Below are 16,748 nucleotides of genomic sequence, written 5' to 3' on the forward strand. Positions count from 1 at the left end.
GATAGTGATGTTTGCCCGCCTGTTCCAGAGGGCAGAATGAGGGGATGCGTCGCGTCAGAGCCTGCGATCAGCAATCCGAAGCTGCCGCGCCCGTGAGAGAATCGCATCCTCAATCGCGCGTGCCGTGCTGGCGCTGACGGGACCGTTGCGGGTCTGCAGCGAGACATTCAGCGAGCGAGCATCCAGTGCCGGGTCTTTGATATGCACTGTGGCACGATAGGCGCGACCGCCACCCGGAGGCGTGCCGTAGCCGGTGACGATGACCCCGGTGTAGGGTTCAACAGTCTGCAACGGCAGGAAATCCAGCACATCCAAAGTCGCCGTCCAAAGGTAACGGTTCACCTGAACGATCTGCTCCGCCTTTGTCGGTTTGAAGGCATCCCAGATTGTTGTGCCTTCAATGTTCTCTGGGTCTCGTGGGTTGCCGCCAATGACATTCTCATTATAGGTCGACGGGCCGCCGCGGTTCTTGCCGCCGAATGCGCCACAGCTGGCTGTGACAGCCAGAAGCGAGATGAGTCCAAGTTTCGTGAGCCAGCGCATGATGGGCAAGATCCGTTGCTATTCCGGTTGCGGACTAGTCCTAGCCAAGCGATAGGGCGGCAACAAGCCTATTCTTTAATGAGACTCTCTCTGTGCGAAGCCGTTGATGCCGCTGGGGTTAAGATACTGTGACATGGTTGCATCAACTTCGGGCCGAAAGGTTTTGCGGTCTGCGCCCAAGCTTGCGCAACGACCCCAAAAAGAGCGAAACGGAGGGCGTACTCAGACTTGTGCCACTCAGCGCCTGTTTGAGCTTGGACATTTAAACCCGAGGGAAAAACATGAAAAAGATTCTCTTCGCTTCGACTGCGCTGGTCGCCACCGCTGGTGTTGCAGCAGCAGACGTTTCGTTCGGTGGCTACGGCCGCTTTGGTGTTGGTTACGTTGAAGACCGCACCGTTGGTGGTACTTCCGACACCGTGATCGTCAGCCGCTTCCGTATGAACATCGACGCATCCGCTGAAACCGACGCAGGCGTGAAATTCTCCGCTCGCGTTCGTATGCAGGCTGACGAAGATGCCGCTTCCGGCGAAGCAAACGCAGCTGGCCTGAACGGCGCGCGTTTCTCGGTTGAGTACGGCGGTCTGCGTGTTGACGTAGGCAACGTTGCTGGCGCAATCGACAACCTGCCCAACTACTACGGCAACGAGCCGGGCCTGGAAACATTCATGGGCCAGTACTCCGGTGCTGACTATGACTTCATCGGTTACTCCTCCGGTGGCGCAGGCGTAAACGGCGTATACGCACGTTACGCTGTTGGTGACTTCGCTGTTGCAGCTGCTTACGACCAGGCAGCAAACGGCGCAGACGGCGACCGTTTCGACATCCACGCTGCTTACACCTTTGGCAACATCACTGCCGCTCTGGCATATGGTGAAACCGACAACGGTGCAGCTGCAGACTTCGACATGACTGTCCTGACCCTCGGCGGTTCCTGGGGTGCATTCTCCGGTACCCTGATCGTTGGTGACGAATCTGTTGCAGCAGTCAACGAATCCGACACCTTCTACGGTATCTCCGCTGCTTACGACGTAAGCTCCGCAACCACCCTGACCTTCGCTTACGGCGACGGCTCCGGCGACGGCGACACCCGCAACATCGGTCTGGGCGTGATCCACGACCTGGGCGGCGGCGTCTCCCTGCGTGGCGGTATCGGCGAAAGCAAAACCGGCAACGCCGACGGCCAGATGCGTGCCGACTTCGGTGCTCAGTTCAGCTTCTAAGCTGACCTGAACCACTACGGTTCTTGGGGCGGGCTCTTACGAGCTCGCCCTTTTCTTTTGGGCAGAAACCGTGTTTGTCTGCGGCAACAGATGACCACAGTGAGACTGCCCCATGTCGCTTCAGGACATTCAAACCCGCATTCGTTCCGCCGAAGAAAAAGCCAATCGCCCCACAGGATCGGTGAAGTTGATTGCCGTATCAAAAGTTCAGCCCGATGACCGGGTTGAGGCCGTCCTGAACGAAGGGCATCGCTGTTTTGGCGAGAATCGCGTACAGGAGGCTGCCGGAAAGTGGCCGGATTTTTCGGCCCGCTACTCAGACCTGGATCTGCATCTTATCGGTCCCCTGCAAACGAACAAGGCGCGGCAGGCGATGGAACTGTTTCAGAATATTCACACTGTGGACCGGCCGAAATTGGCAAAAACTCTCGCCCGACTGGCACAGGAGTTGGGTCACTGCCCCAAGTTATTCGTACAGGTAAACACCGGAGAAGAGCCACAAAAGGCGGGTATCCCGCCGCGTGAGGCGGATGCGTTTATCCGCGAGTGTCAGGACATGGATCTCATCGTGGAAGGTCTGATGTGCATTCCACCCGCTGATGAAGAGCCGAGCCTGCATTTTTCCCTATTGGGTAAAATTGCGGCCCGAAACGGTTTGAGTGGTCTGTCGATGGGCATGAGCGGTGACTTCGAAACGGCCATAGCCCTGGGCGCGACTCATGTTCGGGTTGGATCCGCTATTTTTGGGGCCCGCGCCTACGAGATCTAGGGGCTGGCATGCCAATCCGAAGCCGTGTCAACGTGCCAGCGGCGGCACGATAAGGCGCGTTCCGGGGGCAATCTGCTTGGCGAGCCAGTGCAGGTTTCTTCGTGAGAAGGCGATACACCCCTCGGTCGGATATCCGGGGCGGCGCCATTGGTGCAGAAAAATTGCCGATCCGCGCCCCGGTTCGGCATCTGGCCAGTTCCAATCCGTCACTAGGATCAGATCATACAGCGGGTCGGCCCGCCTCAGAGCTTCGTGGCTGCTGGCGTATGGCGCGCGGACGTGGTGGTTGTAGTCAACCGCACCGGGAGCGTCGGACCACAGATCACCGGGCCCAATCGGTTCCGCCCAGTCTGTCGGTCGGGTTATGCGGTCAGGTCGGTAGAGCATTCCGACGATCTCATGGCTGCCGATAGGGGTCGCCCCGTCGCCCTCCGCTTTGTTGCGGGTCAGCCCGCCGCGCCCAATTGTGCAGGGCAGGATGCGCCCGGCAAAGCGCAGCCCCTTCCGTGTGAGCACCATGTCCATCGGCCCTAAAGCGCGCGCCATCGAGGATCTCACAGCATGTGACCTGACTTGGCGGCTTTGGTTGCGAGATACCCGCGGTTGAATGCGGTTTCACCAACCTTAAGCGGAACCCGTTCCGCAACGGTGATGCCGGTTTTCTCCATCATGGAAATTTTATTCGGATTATTGGTCAGCAGTCGCACCGATGAAAACCCCAGCTCCTTGAGGATGGCAGAGCCCAGTCGGAAATCCCGTTCATCGTCTTCGAACCCCAGTCTGTGGTTGGCCTCAACAGTGTCAAACCCCTGATCTTGCAAGGAATAGGCGCGCATCTTGTTGGCCAGACCTATCCCGCGCCCTTCTTGGTTGAGGTAAAGCAGAACACCTTGGCCCTCGGCACCCATTTGCGCCAGTGCCCCATGAAGCTGCGGACCGCAGTCGCATTTCAGCGACCCTAGAACATCGCCGGTAAAACAAGCCGAGTGCAGCCGGGCCAGAACTGGCTGGCTGCGGTCAGGTTTGCCGATCTCGATGGCGTAATGTTCCTCGGCGCCATCTTCGGGGCGGAAGATATGCAGTCGGCCAGCCTCGGCGGCGGCAATCGGCAGGCGGGCGGCGGCCACCGGGTGGAGGGGCGAGCTTTCAACCATCAGCGGTGCAACAGCGGCAAGTGGCAGTGTTGTTAATCCGTGACTTTGGGCGAACTGTGCTGGATGCTGCACTGGGCAGATAACCGCCGCGGGCAAGAGCCGGGCTGATTTCGTCAAAGCAATGGCCAGACGGTGGAGTTCCGCGTCGCCGTCCCTGTCGCTTCGCAGTGGCCCCTTCATCGGTGTACGCAAGTCATCGGCCGGATCTGAAACTGCTTGAATCCAGCTAAGATCAGCGGATGATGGAACGGCAATACGGGCGATATCCCCATCGTAGACCCGAGCCTTCAGTGTTTCAGCGCGCCGGGCTGTCACCGTCAGTGCAATAGGACCGAGCGCCCGCAAGCTGGCAAGACGTTTGGTGTCCAAAGGCTCCACCGCGAGGGCCAGAATAGCCTGATCCGGGGTTGTCAGAACCACCGGCAGCCCCATCCGCAAATCTACCCGCGCGCGGGCCAGAAGGTCGATCATCGTGGGCATCAGACTCATGCGGGAATCCTGTGAGGTCGTTGACGTCTTGGGGCGCTGCACCATTGCGGTGGCCCGCCTTTAAGTAGTCACAAACGATGCGAAAGTGAAACAATTCCCGCCTGATGGACACGTCGGCGTGAAGGCTTTGCAGCATAACTTGTGATCGGGGAAGGGACTGCGCATGTGTTGGGAGTAGCACAGGAGGACAAGGTGATGGCCCAACTGAAGAAAATACTGCTCGTCGACGATGACGAGGATCTGCGCGAAGCCTTGAGCGAACAGTTGGTCATGACCGAGGACTTCGATGTCTTTGAGGCTGAGAACGGTCAGAACGCGATGGAGCGCGCGAAAGAGGCGCTTTACGATCTGGTCATTCTGGATGTTGGCTTGCCGGATACGGATGGGCGGGAGCTTTGCCGTCTGATGCGCAAGCAGGGCGTGAAGGCCCCGATCCTGATGCTGACAGGCCACGACAGCGATGCAGACACCATTCTTGGTTTGGATGCGGGCGCGAATGACTATGTCACCAAACCGTTCAAATTTCCGGTGCTGCTTGCGCGGATCCGTGCCCAGTTGCGGCAGCATGAGCAGTCCGAAGATGCCGTATTCGCGCTTGGCCCTTATACGTTCAAACCTGCGATGAAGCTGCTTTTGACCGAGGATGAGCGCAAGATCCGTCTGACGGAAAAGGAAACCAATATCCTGAAATTTCTCTACCGCTCTAACGAGGGAGTGGTGCAGCGCGATGTGCTACTGCACGAGGTCTGGGGCTATAATGCAGGGGTGACGACCCACACGCTTGAGACCCATATTTATCGTCTTCGCCAGAAAATTGAACCAGATCCGTCGAATGCACGTATACTGGTTACTGAGTCGGGTGGCTACAAACTGGCAATCTGACATGTCAGCGCCATAGAATCGCCAAGTCGCGTGACTATGCTGATGATTGAGACAGGCGCCTTAGGCGCTGATGAGAGTTCCCGTGCATGTCCGGGTAATGACATGTTCCTCCCTGTTGGACTGCCGGGCCATTGTGCCCGGCCTTTTTTTATCTGTTTGGCGCTGGCAGGGCGTGCGCGCCGATTGGGCGGCCTCTTACAGGCATTTGGCCACTGGTATCACCGCGTCGGAGCGGGCAGTATCCCGCCCACAGCACAGATCTGACAGAAAGAGGCGCGCAATGTCGTTTACCCTAGCCACCTGGAACATCAATTCGGTTCGCCTGCGGGAGCCGATTGTCTGCAAGCTGTTGGCGGAGGAAGGTCCGGATGTGCTGTGCTTGCAGGAATGCAAAAGCCCGGTGGACAAGATCCCGATGGAGCAGTTTGCCGAGCTTGGCTACGGCCACATGGTTGCGCGCGGGCAGAAGGGTTACAACGGTGTGGCGATTCTGTCCCGACTGCCGATCGAGGATGTTGGCGACAAAGATTTTGCAGGCTTAGGTCATGCACGCCACATCGCGGGGCGGTTGGAAAACGGGGTCACGATCCACAATTTCTATGTGCCTGCTTAGCGGCGACGTGCCGGACCGCGCGGTGAATGAGAAATTCGGTCAGAAACTCGATTACCTGACCGATATGCGCGACTGGTTCAACGCCGAACGGCCTGAGAAATCCATTCTGGTTGGTGACCTCAATATTGCGCCGCGCGAGGATGATGTCTGGGACCACAAGAAGCTGTTGAAGGTGGTGAGCCACACTCCGATTGAGGTGGAGCATTTCGCAGATGTCATGGACGCAGGTGGCTGGTCCGATGTCACGCGCAACGATATTCCTGACGGGCAGCTCTACAGTTGGTGGAGCTACCGCGCCAAGGACTGGGATGCGGCGGACAAGGGACGCCGACTGGATCATGTCTGGGCGACCCCGGATATCAAGAACGCAGCCCATTCCAGCCGGGTGATGCGTGCTGCCCGTGGTTGGGAGAAGCCCAGCGACCATGCACCCGTATTTGCAACATTTGACCTTTGAGATATTTCTGACGGTGTCGCCGACCGCCTTCATCGGCGGCACCACGGAATAGTGATTTTCACGCCGCGCCTGATTGGCTACACTGCCGCCAAAATACGCCCAGTGATTTACAAGAGGCAGAGGCAATGAGCAGAATCATAGGCGCCATGATCCTATTGTTGATCGTGGCATCCTGCGGCGGTGGCAGTGGATCTCCGCCTCGCAATCTTGACAATGCGTGTAGCATCATCAAGCAGCGGCCTGAGTATCTGAAGGCGTTCCGCGCCACAGAGAAACGTTGGGGCGTGCCGATGCACGTGCAGATGGCCGTTATCCACCAGGAGAGCCGGTTCCGTTCCGACGCGCGTACACCGCATCGGTTTGCGCTTGGGGTGATCCCAATGGGGCGGCAATCCAGCGCGTATGGCTATAGTCAGGCGTTGGACGGCACTTGGGACGACTATCGCAGATCAGCTGGACGGCGTGGTGCGAAACGCAATCGCATCAAGGACGCCACCGACTTTATGGGCTGGTACATGAACCAGACGCGGGAGCGGAACGGCGTGTCGCTGTATGATGCACGTAACCAGTATCTGGCTTATCACGATGGCCACACTGGCTATGCGCGGGGCACCTACCGGTCCAAACCCTGGCTGTTGCGCGTCGCTGGAAAGGTCCAGGCCCGGGCTGAGATGTATCAAACGCAACTCGCCACCTGTCGACGCGCACGCTGATCGGCCTATCCCTGAAATGAAAGCCCCCGCTCAGATTATTGGGCGGGGGCTTTTTCTGTCTGTGGCTTATCAGCGTGAGGGAGCCGAGCTGGTGTTGAAGAGCTTTGATGGCAGCTTCACACCAGTCTTTAACCCGCCCAGGATCACTGTGGTCTGCCCACCAGAGCCATCGTGGATCACCCATTTACGCAGTTCAACCGGGTCACCGGTAAACATCATTTCGATGCTGCCGTATTCAGGGTTCTTGGGATCCTGCGCCCGGATGATGGTCGAGGTGCCGTCAAAGCTGTGGCCGACGACCATATTGGCACGCCCGAGGTTCACGTTCCGGGCAAGAATAAGAGAGAGCGGTGTGCGCTTCAGCGGATAGGTTTCCGGTGGCTGATTTGACTTCGGGTCCTGGATCAGCACAGCGCCCGCACCTGCGACCACAACGCCCTTGTTCGGTGGGTCATATTCGAACCGCATTCGGCCAGGGCGGTGCATATACAGCTTCCCGGTCGACAGGCTGCCATCATCGTTGATCTGGCTGAAGGGCGCCGTGGCGGTGGAAATCCCGTTCAGGTATTGCGAAACTTCATTCAGGCTCAGCTTCTCGGCTGCCCATGCAGCCGGGGAACAGAGCGTCAGCGCTATGGCGTAGGCGATTTGTTTCATGGCTTCTAAATAAGGACGCTGCGACGAATGTGAAGAGGCGGGACCAATTGGCCCCGCCCTGAATTTATTGCTCAGGAACCAGAATTTCCCTTTTACCGACGTGGTTTGCTGGGGAAACGAGGCCCTCTTCCTCCATCTGTTCAACAAGACGTGCGGCCTTGTTGTAGCCGATGGCGAGTTTGCGCTGGATATAGGAGGTGGAGCATTTGCGATCCTTGATCACAATCTGCACTGCGGTGTCATAGAGGGCATCCTCGGTATCGGTGTTGCCTCCGGTTGAGAGCCCAAGAACCGCGTCGATGTTGTCCGCCTTCTCGTCGTCCGGACCGTCCAGCACGTTGCCGATATATTCAGGCGGGCCAAATTGCTTGAGGTGATTGACGACCTCTTCCACCTCTTCATCTGACACAAAGGGACCGTGGCAACGGGTGATCTTGGCGCCGCTGCACCATATAGAGCATGTCGCCCATCCCAAGAAGCTGTTCGGCCCCCATCTCACCGAGGATGGTCCGGCTGTCCACTTTTGAGGTCACCTGGAAGGAAATCCGGGTCGGGAAGTTGGCCTTGATCGTGCCGGTGATCACATCGACCGACGGCCGCTGCGTGGCCATGATCAGGTGAATGCCCGAGGCCCGCGCCATCTGGGCCAGACGTTGGATGCAGGCTTCGATTTCCTTGCCAGCAACCATCATCAGGTCGGCCATCTCGTCGACAATGACGACAATATAGGGCAGGGCTTCGGGGGCGAATTCTTCGGTCTCGAACACCGGTTCGCCGGTGTCATCGTCAAAACCGGTCTGCACCGTGCGGCTGAACATTTCGCCTTTGTCGAGCGCCTCTTTTACCCGGCCGTTGAAGCCTGCGATATTGCGGACGCCCATTTTCGACATCTTGCGATAGCGATCTTCCATTTCGCCGACGACCCATTTGAGGGCGACGACGGCCTTCTTCGGATCGGTCACCACCGGTGACAGCAGATGCGGGATTCCATCATATACGGAAAGTTCCAGCATCTTGGGATCGATCATGATCAGGCGGCATTCCTCTGGCGTCAGCTTGTATAGCAGCGACAGGATCATGGTGTTGATCGCCACGGATTTACCCGAGCCGGTGGTCCCTGCGATCAGCAGGTGGGGCATTTTGGCGAGGTTGGCGACCATGCTGTCGCCGCCAATATCCTTGCCAAGCGCAAGCGGTAGCGCATGGGTGCCGTCACCGAAATCGCGCGAGGCGAGGATTTCACGCAGAACAACCTTTTCGCGTTTGTCATTCGGCAGTTCGATACCGATCACAGTACGACCCGGCACGGTGGAAACCCGCGCAGAGAGCGCCGACATCGACCGGGCGATATCATCCGCGAGGCCGATAACCCGGCTTGCCTTCAGGCCGGGTGCCGGTTCCAGTTCATACATGGTGACAACGGGACCGGGGCGTACTGAAACGATGTCACCCTTTACTCCGTAGTCATCCAGCACCGATTCCAGCATCCGGGCGTTTTCCTCAAGCGCCTCATCGCTCAGATGATGACGTTCGATTTGTGCGGGGCTGGTCAGCAGAGAGAGGGGCGGCAGTTCAAAGTCACTGCTGGTGTCCTCGAACGCCAGGGGAGGTTGCGCTTCCGCCTTGGCTCGGGTCGATGGCTGTGGCTGTTTGCGTACCGGTTGCTCCACAACGGCCCGACGGGGTTCCGCAACGGGGAGCGTTACAGGCGGCGCCACAGGTGCAGCAGTCGCCGGAGTGTTCGCGACGGCTTGCACTGACTGCGGCGCGCGGCGCAGAACCTGCGCAGCACCTGAGGTGACGGCGGGCGCATGTGGCAGATCTTCCGATGCGACATGATCAACGAACTCCGGAGAGGCGTCATGCTGTAACTCAGATGAGGCGACAGCAGGATGATCATAGACGCCGTCATCGTAATCCTGATGCGGATCGATATCGGTGGAAAAGCTGGTTTCGGGCGCAGGGGGCAAAGGCGGGGTCGCCCCCAGTGCCGCGCCCATGGCGTCCAAGGATGCGCCGGTCAACGGTGGCTCCGGCGGTAGGCCGTCGCTTGCCTGGTTGGGATTGAAAATCAGCGGTTCTGGCTAGGCGTCCGCGGCCCTTGGTTAGCGGGAAATCCACTTCGGGAGCGACATCGGCAGCTCGGCGTACACGCACCGCGCTGGCGATTTTCTCTGCGATCCGTTCATCGCCGGGCAGACCGTCCAGATCTGCGGCGGCATCCAGATCGCTTAGGGTTGCTTCAACCAGCTCCGGTTCTGGCATGACGGGATCTGCCCGGCGGATAAGGTTTGGCACGCGGGCAAATAGTCCGGTCTTTTCCTTAACCGGCTCGGCGGCGTCTTCCTGCGCGGCCTCAAAGGCTGGTTCTACCCGAGCATGGGGCGCAGCAGCTGGCCCAAGTGACGGGGCACCCAGCGGCGGTGCGGCCATGGGGGCATCGTCAAAGTCCATCGGCTCAAACATCTGCGGATCGGTTTCAGCACTGTCGACAACATCGGCCATGGCGACAGCGGCGGCTGTGCGTTCGGCGCGACGGCTGCGATAGCTGAGCGCCGCCTGCATGCCACTGGCGGCCCCCCGGCCAAGTAGACCCGCAATCGCACCATAGATCAGGATGAGGCCAACAAGCACAAACCGCAGGCCGCGCGTCACCTCGGGTCGGGTGAAGCCGAGCACGGTCGCACCGAGGCTGACCATGCCAAGTGCCGTCAGCAGCGACAGGAATTTGACGAGAAAGATCAACCCGACCGGCAGCAGTGCCAGCAACATGCCAAGGAAGGTGTACCCGATCATACCACCCAGGCCAAAAGTATGGGCTGATTTCCACGCTTCCGAGGGGACCAGTGTTTCCAGATGCAGGGAGACCAGCAGGAGCCAGGGCAACGACAGCAGCAATGGCCACAGAAAACGATCCTCCCCCCGGTGCAGCACGCAGCGTCCGCCCCAGACGGTCAGGAATAGGGCAATTGCCCAACTGGCCTTGCCAAAAAGGGTGATCAGAATGAAGGCGACAGAGGCACCGGTGCGGCCCAGCATATTCTGGACCGGGGCATCTGTTGACACCATCCAGTTGGGATCATCTGCGGAATAGCTGCCGATCATCAGGGCAACCATCAGGCCCAGCCCGATCAGCAAGACGCCAATCAGCTCCTTGCCGCGTTTCTCAATGGCCGCCTGCATCGTACTGTCCAGCAATGGATCACGGCTGCGCGTCTGAAATGCCATGCCTACCTCGTTTCATCTTGTCCGTCGGGGTGTCCCGCTTTTGGCGCGGGTTTTGTCCCCATGACTTTTCTTATTTTGGCGCCCCCTCTGAACGGGGCGCATGCAATGGGTCGTCAGTACAGGCAGCTGCGCAACGTGTGCAGGGCGGCCTCTGTCTGTTTCGCGGGCGCAACAAGCGCTACACGAATATAGCCTTTGCCGGGATTTGCGATGCCGTCACCTTGGGCCAGATAGGCGCCGGGCAGGACCCGCACACCAGTGTCTTGCCATAGTTTAAGCGCGGCTGTCTCGCCGTCTTCGACTGGTAGCCAGAGGAAAAACCCCGCCTCTGGCGCCATATAGCCATCAAGCCCGTCAAAGACCCGATCCGCGATCCGGTATTTCTCCTGATAGAGTGCGCGGTTCTCGGCAACATGCGCCTCATCGGCCCAGACGCGGGCCGCGGCGGCCTGCAATGGCGCGGGCAGAGGGGCGCCGGAATAGGCACGCAGTTGATGCACGCGCTTCATCGTATCCGGGCCGCCTGCAATCAGTCCTGAACGCAGACCTGCAAGATTGGAGCGTTTCGAGAGCGAGTTGAACAGAACGACGCGTTCGGGATCAGCCCCCAGCTCCTGCGCCAGGCTCAGTGCGCCGACAGGCGCGGTATCGCGGTAGATCTCAGAATAACATTCATCGGCAAAGATGCGAAAATCATACTGTTCCGCCAACTGGATCAACTGGGTCCAATATGCCCGGCTGGCAACAGCGCCCTGCGGGTTCGCGGGGGAGCAGATGTAGGCCACGGCGGTGCGGTTCAACACGTCCGGCGATAGGCTGGCATAGTCGGGCAGATGGCCGGTATCTGCCGTGGCAGGTACAAAAACAGGCTCAGCCGCGACGGAGATCGCCGCAACCATGTAGACTTGATAAAACGGGTTAGGGATCAAAACCACGGGTTTTGCGCCGTTTTTCTGCTCCGGGCACAATGCCATTGCGGCGTTGTAGAGACCCTCACGGGTGCCGTTCAGCGCCATCACCTGGGTCATTGGATCAACGCTCACATCATAGCGGCGCTTGATCCAGTCACTGATGCTGCCGCGCAACTCGGCGCTGCCTTCGTTTGGCGGATAGCTTCGGAACCCGGCGGCATTTTCGACGATGACATCGGTAACCCAGGCAGGGAAATCATGTTTGGGTTCGCCAATGGTCATATGCACCACGTCGCCGCCCGGCGTGTGATGGTCAAGCAACGCCCGCAGGCGCGGAAACGCATATGGCGGCAGGTTTGAAAACCGCTCCGGAAAATTCATATATCTGGCCTCAGGTCCGGGATCGTTAGTGCCCCGTTTGTGATCAAACTACAGAGCCGATCCCGCTGCGTCCAGCCACGCAAAACCGGGCTTGGCGAAATGTGGCTTTCACGCCAACGCTCGCTCCACCGCAGCGCCAATCCGCAAAAGCGCCTCTTCGCAGTCGGGCTGGCCGAGGATCTGCAGCCCACAGGATGGCACCCCTGTTGGCAGCGTCAGGGCGCAGAGACCCATCAGGTTCCCAATCCGGGTATTGCGCAGCGCCATCAGGTTCGAATGGATGTAGTAGTCATGATCGCTTTGGAGCCGTGCGACATTCGGCGGCAGAATGGGGGAGGTCGGGCAGAGGATCCCGTCAAAGCCTGCGGTGGCCAGATCCCAGTCCATTCTGAATTGTTCCAGCTTGGCCCAAGCTGCGACATAATCCGGACCGCTGAAGCCCGCACCGGAGCGGAAGCGTTCGAGGATCTCCGGGAACATCAGATCTGGGGCTGCTTCAATCACATCCTTCCACAGACCGTAAGCTTCAGATGTGAACAGGACTGCGCTTAGGGCCATGGCTTCTTCCAGCACGGGCACCTCTAGCGGAATGATCTCCGCCCCGGCGGCGCGCAACTGCTCCAGGGCCTTGCTGTAGGCGCTTGCGATCTCAGGCGCGAGATCCTGCTGCGCGACAGTCCACAGATCGGCAAATCGCTTCCCCGCTAACGTTGCCCCTCTCAGATCGGAGCCATGGCTGCCCTCCAACATGCCGAGATAGAGCGCTGCATCCTCAACCGATCGGGTCAGCGGGCCAACCGTATCAAACTTGAGGCAGAGCGGGACGACCCCTTCCAGGCTGATCCGGCCAGAGGTGGTCTTTAACCCCACAAGATCGTTCCACGCCGCCGGAATACGCACCGAACCCCCAGTGTCAGAGCCGATTCCACAGGCCGCAAGCCCAAAGGCGACAGAGGTCGCCGCACCGGAAGATGACCCGCCAGGGGCGGCTGCGTCGTCATGAATGCAAGGCGGTGTCGCCTTCACCGGGTTGAGGCCAAGCCCGGAGAACGCCAGCTCGCTCATATGCGTCTTGCCAAGGCATACAGCGCCCATCGCGGTCGCAGACCGCAGTACCAGCGCATCGCGATCAGGTATGCGGTTGGCCAGCAGATCAGACCCGGATTCGGTCGCTATGCTGGCGCTGTCAAACAGATCTTTCCAGCTGATCGGAACACCGTCCAATAGCGACAATCGCTGTCCATTTGCTGCGCGCGCTTTGGCGGCTTCAGCTTCGGCGAGGGCGCGGTCATGGGTCACGACGGTGTAAATCCGGTCACGATGCGGATGTTCGTCGATCGCGTCGAGATAGGTTTTGGTAAGGGCAACCGGACAGATATCGCCCGCCTCGATGCCACGGCCCAAATTCGCCGCGGTCTGCGTCAGCCACTCTTGCATATGCGCCTCTCCAAATTGCACCGGATGGGGCGACGGTAGCGGCACCGCGCCCCATGGACAATCCCAATCGCAGGCGCATATTGCGGGGCATGAAAAACACATCTGACATCCTGATTGTGGGCGGTGGCCTGAATGGACCGGCTCTTGCTTTGGCGCTGGCACAGGCCGGGCACAGCGTGACCCTTATCGATGCGCTTCCCCGAGACCTGCGCGACGATGATGGCTTCGACGGGCGCAGTTATGCCCTGGCGCTGGCCTCGCAGCGGCTGGTGGATCAGATCGGCGTCTGGTCGCAGGTCGCAGAGAAGGCGCAGCCGATGCTGGATATCAAGGTCACCGACGGCAGGGCTGGGCAGGGGCCGTCGCCGTTTTTCATGCATTTCGACCACGCCGAGATCGAAGATGGTCCGATGGGCTACATGATTGAGGATCGCTATCTGCGCCGGGCCTTGCGCAGCGCCATGGAAAACAACGCCGCGATCACATTGGTGGATGAGCAGACAGTGGTCGCGCAGCAGGTCGACACCAGCGGTGTGACCGTCACGCTTGCGTCTGGCGACACGTTGCGCGCTGGCATGATTGTTGGCGCGGATGGCCGACGCAGCGGGACCGCAGCACGGGCCGGTATCAAACGGACGGGATGGGACTACGGGCAGACGGCGTTAGTCTGTGCGATTGAACATGAAAAGCCCCACCACGGGGTCGCACATCAGTTCTTCATGCCGCCTGGCCCTCTGGCCATCCTGCCGCTACCGGGTAACCGGTCTTCAATCGTGTGGAGTGAACGCAGTAGCACGGCCCGGTCCATTCAGGCGCTTGGAGAGGCGGATTATCTGGCGGCCCTGCGTCCGCGCTTTGGTGATTTTCTGGGCGAGATCAGTCTGGCCGGGGACCGGTTCACCTATCCGCTGAACCTGACACTGGCGAATGCGTTCGTGTCAGAGCGGCTGGCGCTGGTCGGGGATGCCGCACATGGGGTCCATCCGATTGCCGGGCAGGGGCTGAATGCGGGTCTTCGCGATGTTGGCGCCCTGGCGGAGGTGCTGACTGAGGCGAAGCGCCGTGGCGAGGATATCGCCTCACCCTTGGTGCTGGCGCGATACCAGCAGTGGCGTCGTTTCGATACTGCCAGCCTCGCAGCCGCCACGGATATGTTCAACAGGCTGTTTTCCAGCGATAATCCGCTGCTCCGTCTGGGGCGCGACATCGGTATGGGCGTGGTTGGTGCGATCCCGGGGCTGCGGCAAAACTTTATTCGAGAGGCCGCTGGGTTGACCGGCGATCTGCCCCGCCTGCTGCAGGGGCGGGCGATCTGACCCTGGCATATGGTACTCTTCAATGTGACGAAGGCCGAGTGGATCAAACCCGGTCTCCGTCACACCGCAAGATGCCTCAATAAGGAGCGCGGGAGTTAGTCCAGCACGCGGGCTTCATCTTCCAGCATCACCGGGATCCCGTTGCGGATTGGGAAGGCCAGATTGGCGGCGCGCGAAATCAGCTCTTGTGCAGATGCGTCATATTCAAGAACCGTCTGGGTGCGCGGGCAGACCAATGCCTCTAGCATCCGGCGATCAAACGAGGCCGCCACGGTATCGGTGGAAGACGGTTCAGTGCTCATTGCAGAATTTCCTCATGCGAGCCGCCGCGCAGGGCAAACTCGATCAATGTGACCAGGGTTTCGCGCCTTGTGGCAAGGCAGGGTGCTTCGAGCAAGGCCTGTTTGTCCTCGGGATCGAAGTCGAGCATCATGGACAGGGAATTGATCAACAGCTCGTCCTCGGCATCCTTCAGTGCTTCCCAATCTGTCGACAGGCTACGCGATTCGAAAAAGCGCTCGAGCAAGTCCAGAAACCCTGACCGGTTGAAGCACTTGTCGGCTTCAACCTTACCCAGATCGCGATTAAAATCGCCCCAGTCGACTTCGCATCGCCGGTAAGGGGTGAAGCCGTTGACCTCGGTTTTGATGCGGAAGCGCGATACGCCTGACAAGGTGATCAGATAACGCCCATCCTCGGTCTCTGAAAACTGGGTCACGCGCCCCGCACAGCCGATACTGTGGAGGGTGCTGTCTTCCGTTTTCGAAGGGAACGGCTGGACCATGCCGATCAACCGGTGCGATGTCTTGAACGCATCTTCCAGCATTTGCAGGTAGCGCGGCTCAAATATGTGCAACGGTAAGCGGGCACGGGGCAGCAATAGCGCCCCGGGCAGAGGAAACACCGGTAGGGTATCGGGCAGATCAGCGGCCTGTATCATACTAGGGACTGTAGCGCTGACATTGCCTTAGGCAAATATGATTGAGCTGAGTTTGCGCCGACCATTCAGAACGATCGGATCATTTGGTTTCAGCGCATCAAAGATCGTGAACAGCTGGGCTTTTGCGGCGCCATCATTCCAGTCCTGATCCTTGCGGAACAGCGTCAAAAGCTCATCCACGGCGGCCTCAGTCTCACCTGCGGCATGCAAGGCCTGCGCCAGATCAAACCGCGCCTGATGGTCTTCGGGATAGGCCTCCACGGTTGCGCGCAGTTCGGCCACCGGACCGGCATTCTCGGCCTGACGGGCGAGGGCGATCTGGGCATGGGCTGCCTCGATCTCTGCAGCGTCGGAAATCTCAGCCGGGGCGCCATTCAGCACGGCCTCTGCCTGATCCAGGTCGCCCATGGCGACATGGGCACGAGCCAGACCACCGTAAGCAGCTGCGTTTTTGTCATCTTCGCCCAAAACAGCGGCAAAGGTCTGTGCGGCATCTGCCACATCGCCATCGGTCAACATCTGCTCTGCGGCTTCGATCGCATCGCCCAGACCGCCATCTGCGCTACCGCCGCCTGCTTCAACGGCACGCTTGATGAACGCATCGATTTCGGATGGGGCCACAGCGCCCTGGAACATGTCGATGGGCTAAGCCCTGAACGAAGGCGACAACAGTGGGGATCGACTGCAGCGGTAGGCCCTGCTGCGACAGCGCCTGCACCAGACGCTGGTTCTGATCCACGTCAATCTTTGCCATTGTGACCGCGCCTTTGGCTTTGGTCACGGCGGCCTCCAATGCGGGGCCAAGGGTCTTGCAGGGGCCGCACCAGGGCGCCCAGAAATCCACGATCACCGGCGCCTGCATTGAGGCATCGACGACATCCTGCATGAATGTTGCCTCGGTCACGTCTTTGACCAGATCACCTGCGGGGGCCATATCTCCCGCGCCGCCAAGAATATCGATCATGCGCTTGCTCTCCATTTCGAACTTGCCCCCTATATGAAAGCTGGCCGCCCAGAAACCAAGGGCCGATCTGC

The 16,748-nt window shown here is 59.5% G+C and carries 13 protein-coding genes and 3 pseudogenes; 6 read left to right on the forward strand and 10 right to left on the reverse strand.

Annotated elements, in window-relative coordinates; genetic code table 11:
• Positions 1-54 precede the first annotated feature (54 nt).
• The gene (locus L0Z65_RS14960; RefSeq protein ID WP_040170090.1) at positions 55-543 is read right to left on the reverse strand and encodes a DUF3576 domain-containing protein; all 489 of its coding nucleotides are present in this window, start codon (positions 541-543) and stop codon (positions 55-57) included.
• 281 nt (positions 544-824) lie between these two features.
• Here L0Z65_RS14960 and L0Z65_RS14965 point away from each other — a divergent pair, with 281 nt between their 5' ends.
• The gene (locus L0Z65_RS14965; RefSeq protein WP_014876230.1) at positions 825-1,766 is read left to right on the forward strand and encodes a porin; all 942 of its coding nucleotides are present in this window, start codon (positions 825-827) and stop codon (positions 1,764-1,766) included.
• 112 nt (positions 1,767-1,878) lie between these two features.
• The gene (locus L0Z65_RS14970; protein WP_405108857.1) at positions 1,879-2,535 is read left to right on the forward strand and encodes a YggS family pyridoxal phosphate-dependent enzyme; all 657 of its coding nucleotides are present in this window, start codon (positions 1,879-1,881) and stop codon (positions 2,533-2,535) included.
• Positions 2,536-2,562: 27 nt separating this feature from the next.
• On the opposite strand, the gene L0Z65_RS14975 is transcribed toward L0Z65_RS14970, so the two are convergent.
• Positions 2,563-3,054, reverse strand: coding sequence for a L,D-transpeptidase (locus L0Z65_RS14975; RefSeq protein ID WP_405108860.1), 492 nt, complete (start codon positions 3,052-3,054; stop codon positions 2,563-2,565).
• 35 nt (positions 3,055-3,089) lie between these two features.
• Positions 3,090-4,178 carry a GTP cyclohydrolase II gene (gene ribA / locus L0Z65_RS14980; protein WP_405108863.1) on the reverse strand — a complete coding sequence of 363 codons (1,089 nt, stop codon included), beginning with the start codon at positions 4,176-4,178 and terminating at the stop codon, positions 3,090-3,092.
• A gap of 195 nt (positions 4,179-4,373) precedes the next feature.
• Here ribA and L0Z65_RS14985 point away from each other — a divergent pair, with 195 nt between their 5' ends.
• The 3 genes and pseudogenes from L0Z65_RS14985 (at position 4,374) to L0Z65_RS14995 (ending at position 6,843) form a co-directional block, all read left to right on the forward strand.
• On the forward strand, positions 4,374-5,060 hold the full coding sequence (locus tag L0Z65_RS14985; protein ID WP_024098715.1) for a response regulator transcription factor: 687 nt from the start codon (positions 4,374-4,376) through the stop codon (positions 5,058-5,060).
• A gap of 280 nt (positions 5,061-5,340) precedes the next feature.
• A pseudogene (locus L0Z65_RS14990) lies at positions 5,341-6,130 on the forward strand (exodeoxyribonuclease III).
• A 125-nt stretch (positions 6,131-6,255) separates the two neighbouring features.
• Positions 6,256-6,843: a hypothetical protein gene (locus L0Z65_RS14995; protein WP_014881399.1), complete on the forward strand. Its 588-nt coding sequence runs from the start codon at positions 6,256-6,258 to the stop codon at positions 6,841-6,843.
• A gap of 69 nt (positions 6,844-6,912) precedes the next feature.
• Here the strand turns inward: L0Z65_RS14995 and L0Z65_RS15000 are convergent, their stop codons facing one another.
• The 4 genes and pseudogenes from L0Z65_RS15000 to L0Z65_RS15015 form a co-directional block, all read right to left on the reverse strand.
• Positions 6,913-7,500, reverse strand: a complete 588-nt coding sequence (locus tag L0Z65_RS15000; RefSeq protein ID WP_405108866.1) for a LolA family protein — start codon at positions 7,498-7,500, stop codon at positions 6,913-6,915.
• A gap of 64 nt (positions 7,501-7,564) precedes the next feature.
• Positions 7,565-10,728 (reverse strand): annotated as a pseudogene (locus tag L0Z65_RS15005) (DNA translocase FtsK 4TM domain-containing protein).
• Between the two features lie 113 nt (positions 10,729-10,841).
• Entirely contained in the window at positions 10,842-12,020 is a 1,179-nt protein-coding gene (locus L0Z65_RS15010) for an aminotransferase class I/II-fold pyridoxal phosphate-dependent enzyme (protein WP_405108869.1), read from the reverse strand.
• Between the two features lie 108 nt (positions 12,021-12,128).
• Positions 12,129-13,457: an amidase gene (locus L0Z65_RS15015; protein ID WP_405108872.1), complete on the reverse strand. Its 1,329-nt coding sequence runs from the start codon at positions 13,455-13,457 to the stop codon at positions 12,129-12,131.
• An 89-nt stretch (positions 13,458-13,546) separates the two neighbouring features.
• On the opposite strand from L0Z65_RS15015, the gene L0Z65_RS15020 reads away from it, so the two are divergent.
• Positions 13,547-14,773, forward strand: a complete 1,227-nt coding sequence (locus tag L0Z65_RS15020; protein WP_405108875.1) for an FAD-dependent monooxygenase — start codon at positions 13,547-13,549, stop codon at positions 14,771-14,773.
• A 95-nt stretch (positions 14,774-14,868) separates the two neighbouring features.
• Here the strand turns inward: L0Z65_RS15020 and L0Z65_RS15025 are convergent, their stop codons facing one another.
• From L0Z65_RS15025 to L0Z65_RS15035, 3 genes and pseudogenes are all read right to left on the reverse strand, one after another.
• Positions 14,869-15,075, reverse strand: a complete 207-nt coding sequence (locus L0Z65_RS15025; RefSeq protein ID WP_102897950.1) for a Trm112 family protein — start codon at positions 15,073-15,075, stop codon at positions 14,869-14,871.
• Positions 15,072-15,713, reverse strand: a complete 642-nt coding sequence (locus L0Z65_RS15030; RefSeq protein WP_102897949.1) for an LON peptidase substrate-binding domain-containing protein — start codon at positions 15,711-15,713, stop codon at positions 15,072-15,074. Before L0Z65_RS15030 ends, L0Z65_RS15025 begins: the two co-directional genes overlap by 4 nt.
• Before the next feature lie 27 nt (positions 15,714-15,740).
• Positions 15,741-16,677, reverse strand: a pseudogene (locus L0Z65_RS15035) (tetratricopeptide repeat protein).
• Positions 16,678-16,748 lie beyond the last annotated feature (71 nt).

Origin of the sequence: Phaeobacter sp. BS52 (assembly GCF_045040595.1) — a bacterium.
In the GTDB taxonomy this organism is placed as follows: domain Bacteria; phylum Pseudomonadota; class Alphaproteobacteria; order Rhodobacterales; family Rhodobacteraceae; genus Phaeobacter; species Phaeobacter piscinae.

Excerpts from the sequence above, each read along its gene's own strand:
- L0Z65_RS14960 (WP_040170090.1), bottom strand. The coding sequence starts at position 543 with ATGCGCTGGCTCACGAAACTTGGACTCATCTCGCTTCTGGCTGTCACA.
- L0Z65_RS14965 (WP_014876230.1), top strand. The coding sequence starts at position 825 with ATGAAAAAGATTCTCTTCGCTTCGACTGCGCTGGTCGCCACCGCTGGT.
- L0Z65_RS14970 (WP_405108857.1), top strand. The coding sequence starts at position 1,879 with ATGTCGCTTCAGGACATTCAAACCCGCATTCGTTCCGCCGAAGAAAAA.
- L0Z65_RS14975 (WP_405108860.1), bottom strand. The coding sequence starts at position 3,054 with ATGGTGCTCACACGGAAGGGGCTGCGCTTTGCCGGGCGCATCCTGCCC.
- ribA (WP_405108863.1), bottom strand. The coding sequence starts at position 4,178 with ATGAGTCTGATGCCCACGATGATCGACCTTCTGGCCCGCGCGCGGGTA.
- L0Z65_RS14985 (WP_024098715.1), top strand. The coding sequence starts at position 4,374 with ATGGCCCAACTGAAGAAAATACTGCTCGTCGACGATGACGAGGATCTG.
- L0Z65_RS14995 (WP_014881399.1), top strand. The coding sequence starts at position 6,256 with ATGAGCAGAATCATAGGCGCCATGATCCTATTGTTGATCGTGGCATCC.
- L0Z65_RS15000 (WP_405108866.1), bottom strand. The coding sequence starts at position 7,500 with ATGAAACAAATCGCCTACGCCATAGCGCTGACGCTCTGTTCCCCGGCT.
- L0Z65_RS15010 (WP_405108869.1), bottom strand. The coding sequence starts at position 12,020 with ATGAATTTTCCGGAGCGGTTTTCAAACCTGCCGCCATATGCGTTTCCG.
- L0Z65_RS15015 (WP_405108872.1), bottom strand. The coding sequence starts at position 13,457 with ATGCAAGAGTGGCTGACGCAGACCGCGGCGAATTTGGGCCGTGGCATC.
- L0Z65_RS15020 (WP_405108875.1), top strand. The coding sequence starts at position 13,547 with ATGAAAAACACATCTGACATCCTGATTGTGGGCGGTGGCCTGAATGGA.
- L0Z65_RS15025 (WP_102897950.1), bottom strand. The coding sequence starts at position 15,075 with ATGAGCACTGAACCGTCTTCCACCGATACCGTGGCGGCCTCGTTTGAT.
- L0Z65_RS15030 (WP_102897949.1), bottom strand. The coding sequence starts at position 15,713 with ATGATACAGGCCGCTGATCTGCCCGATACCCTACCGGTGTTTCCTCTG.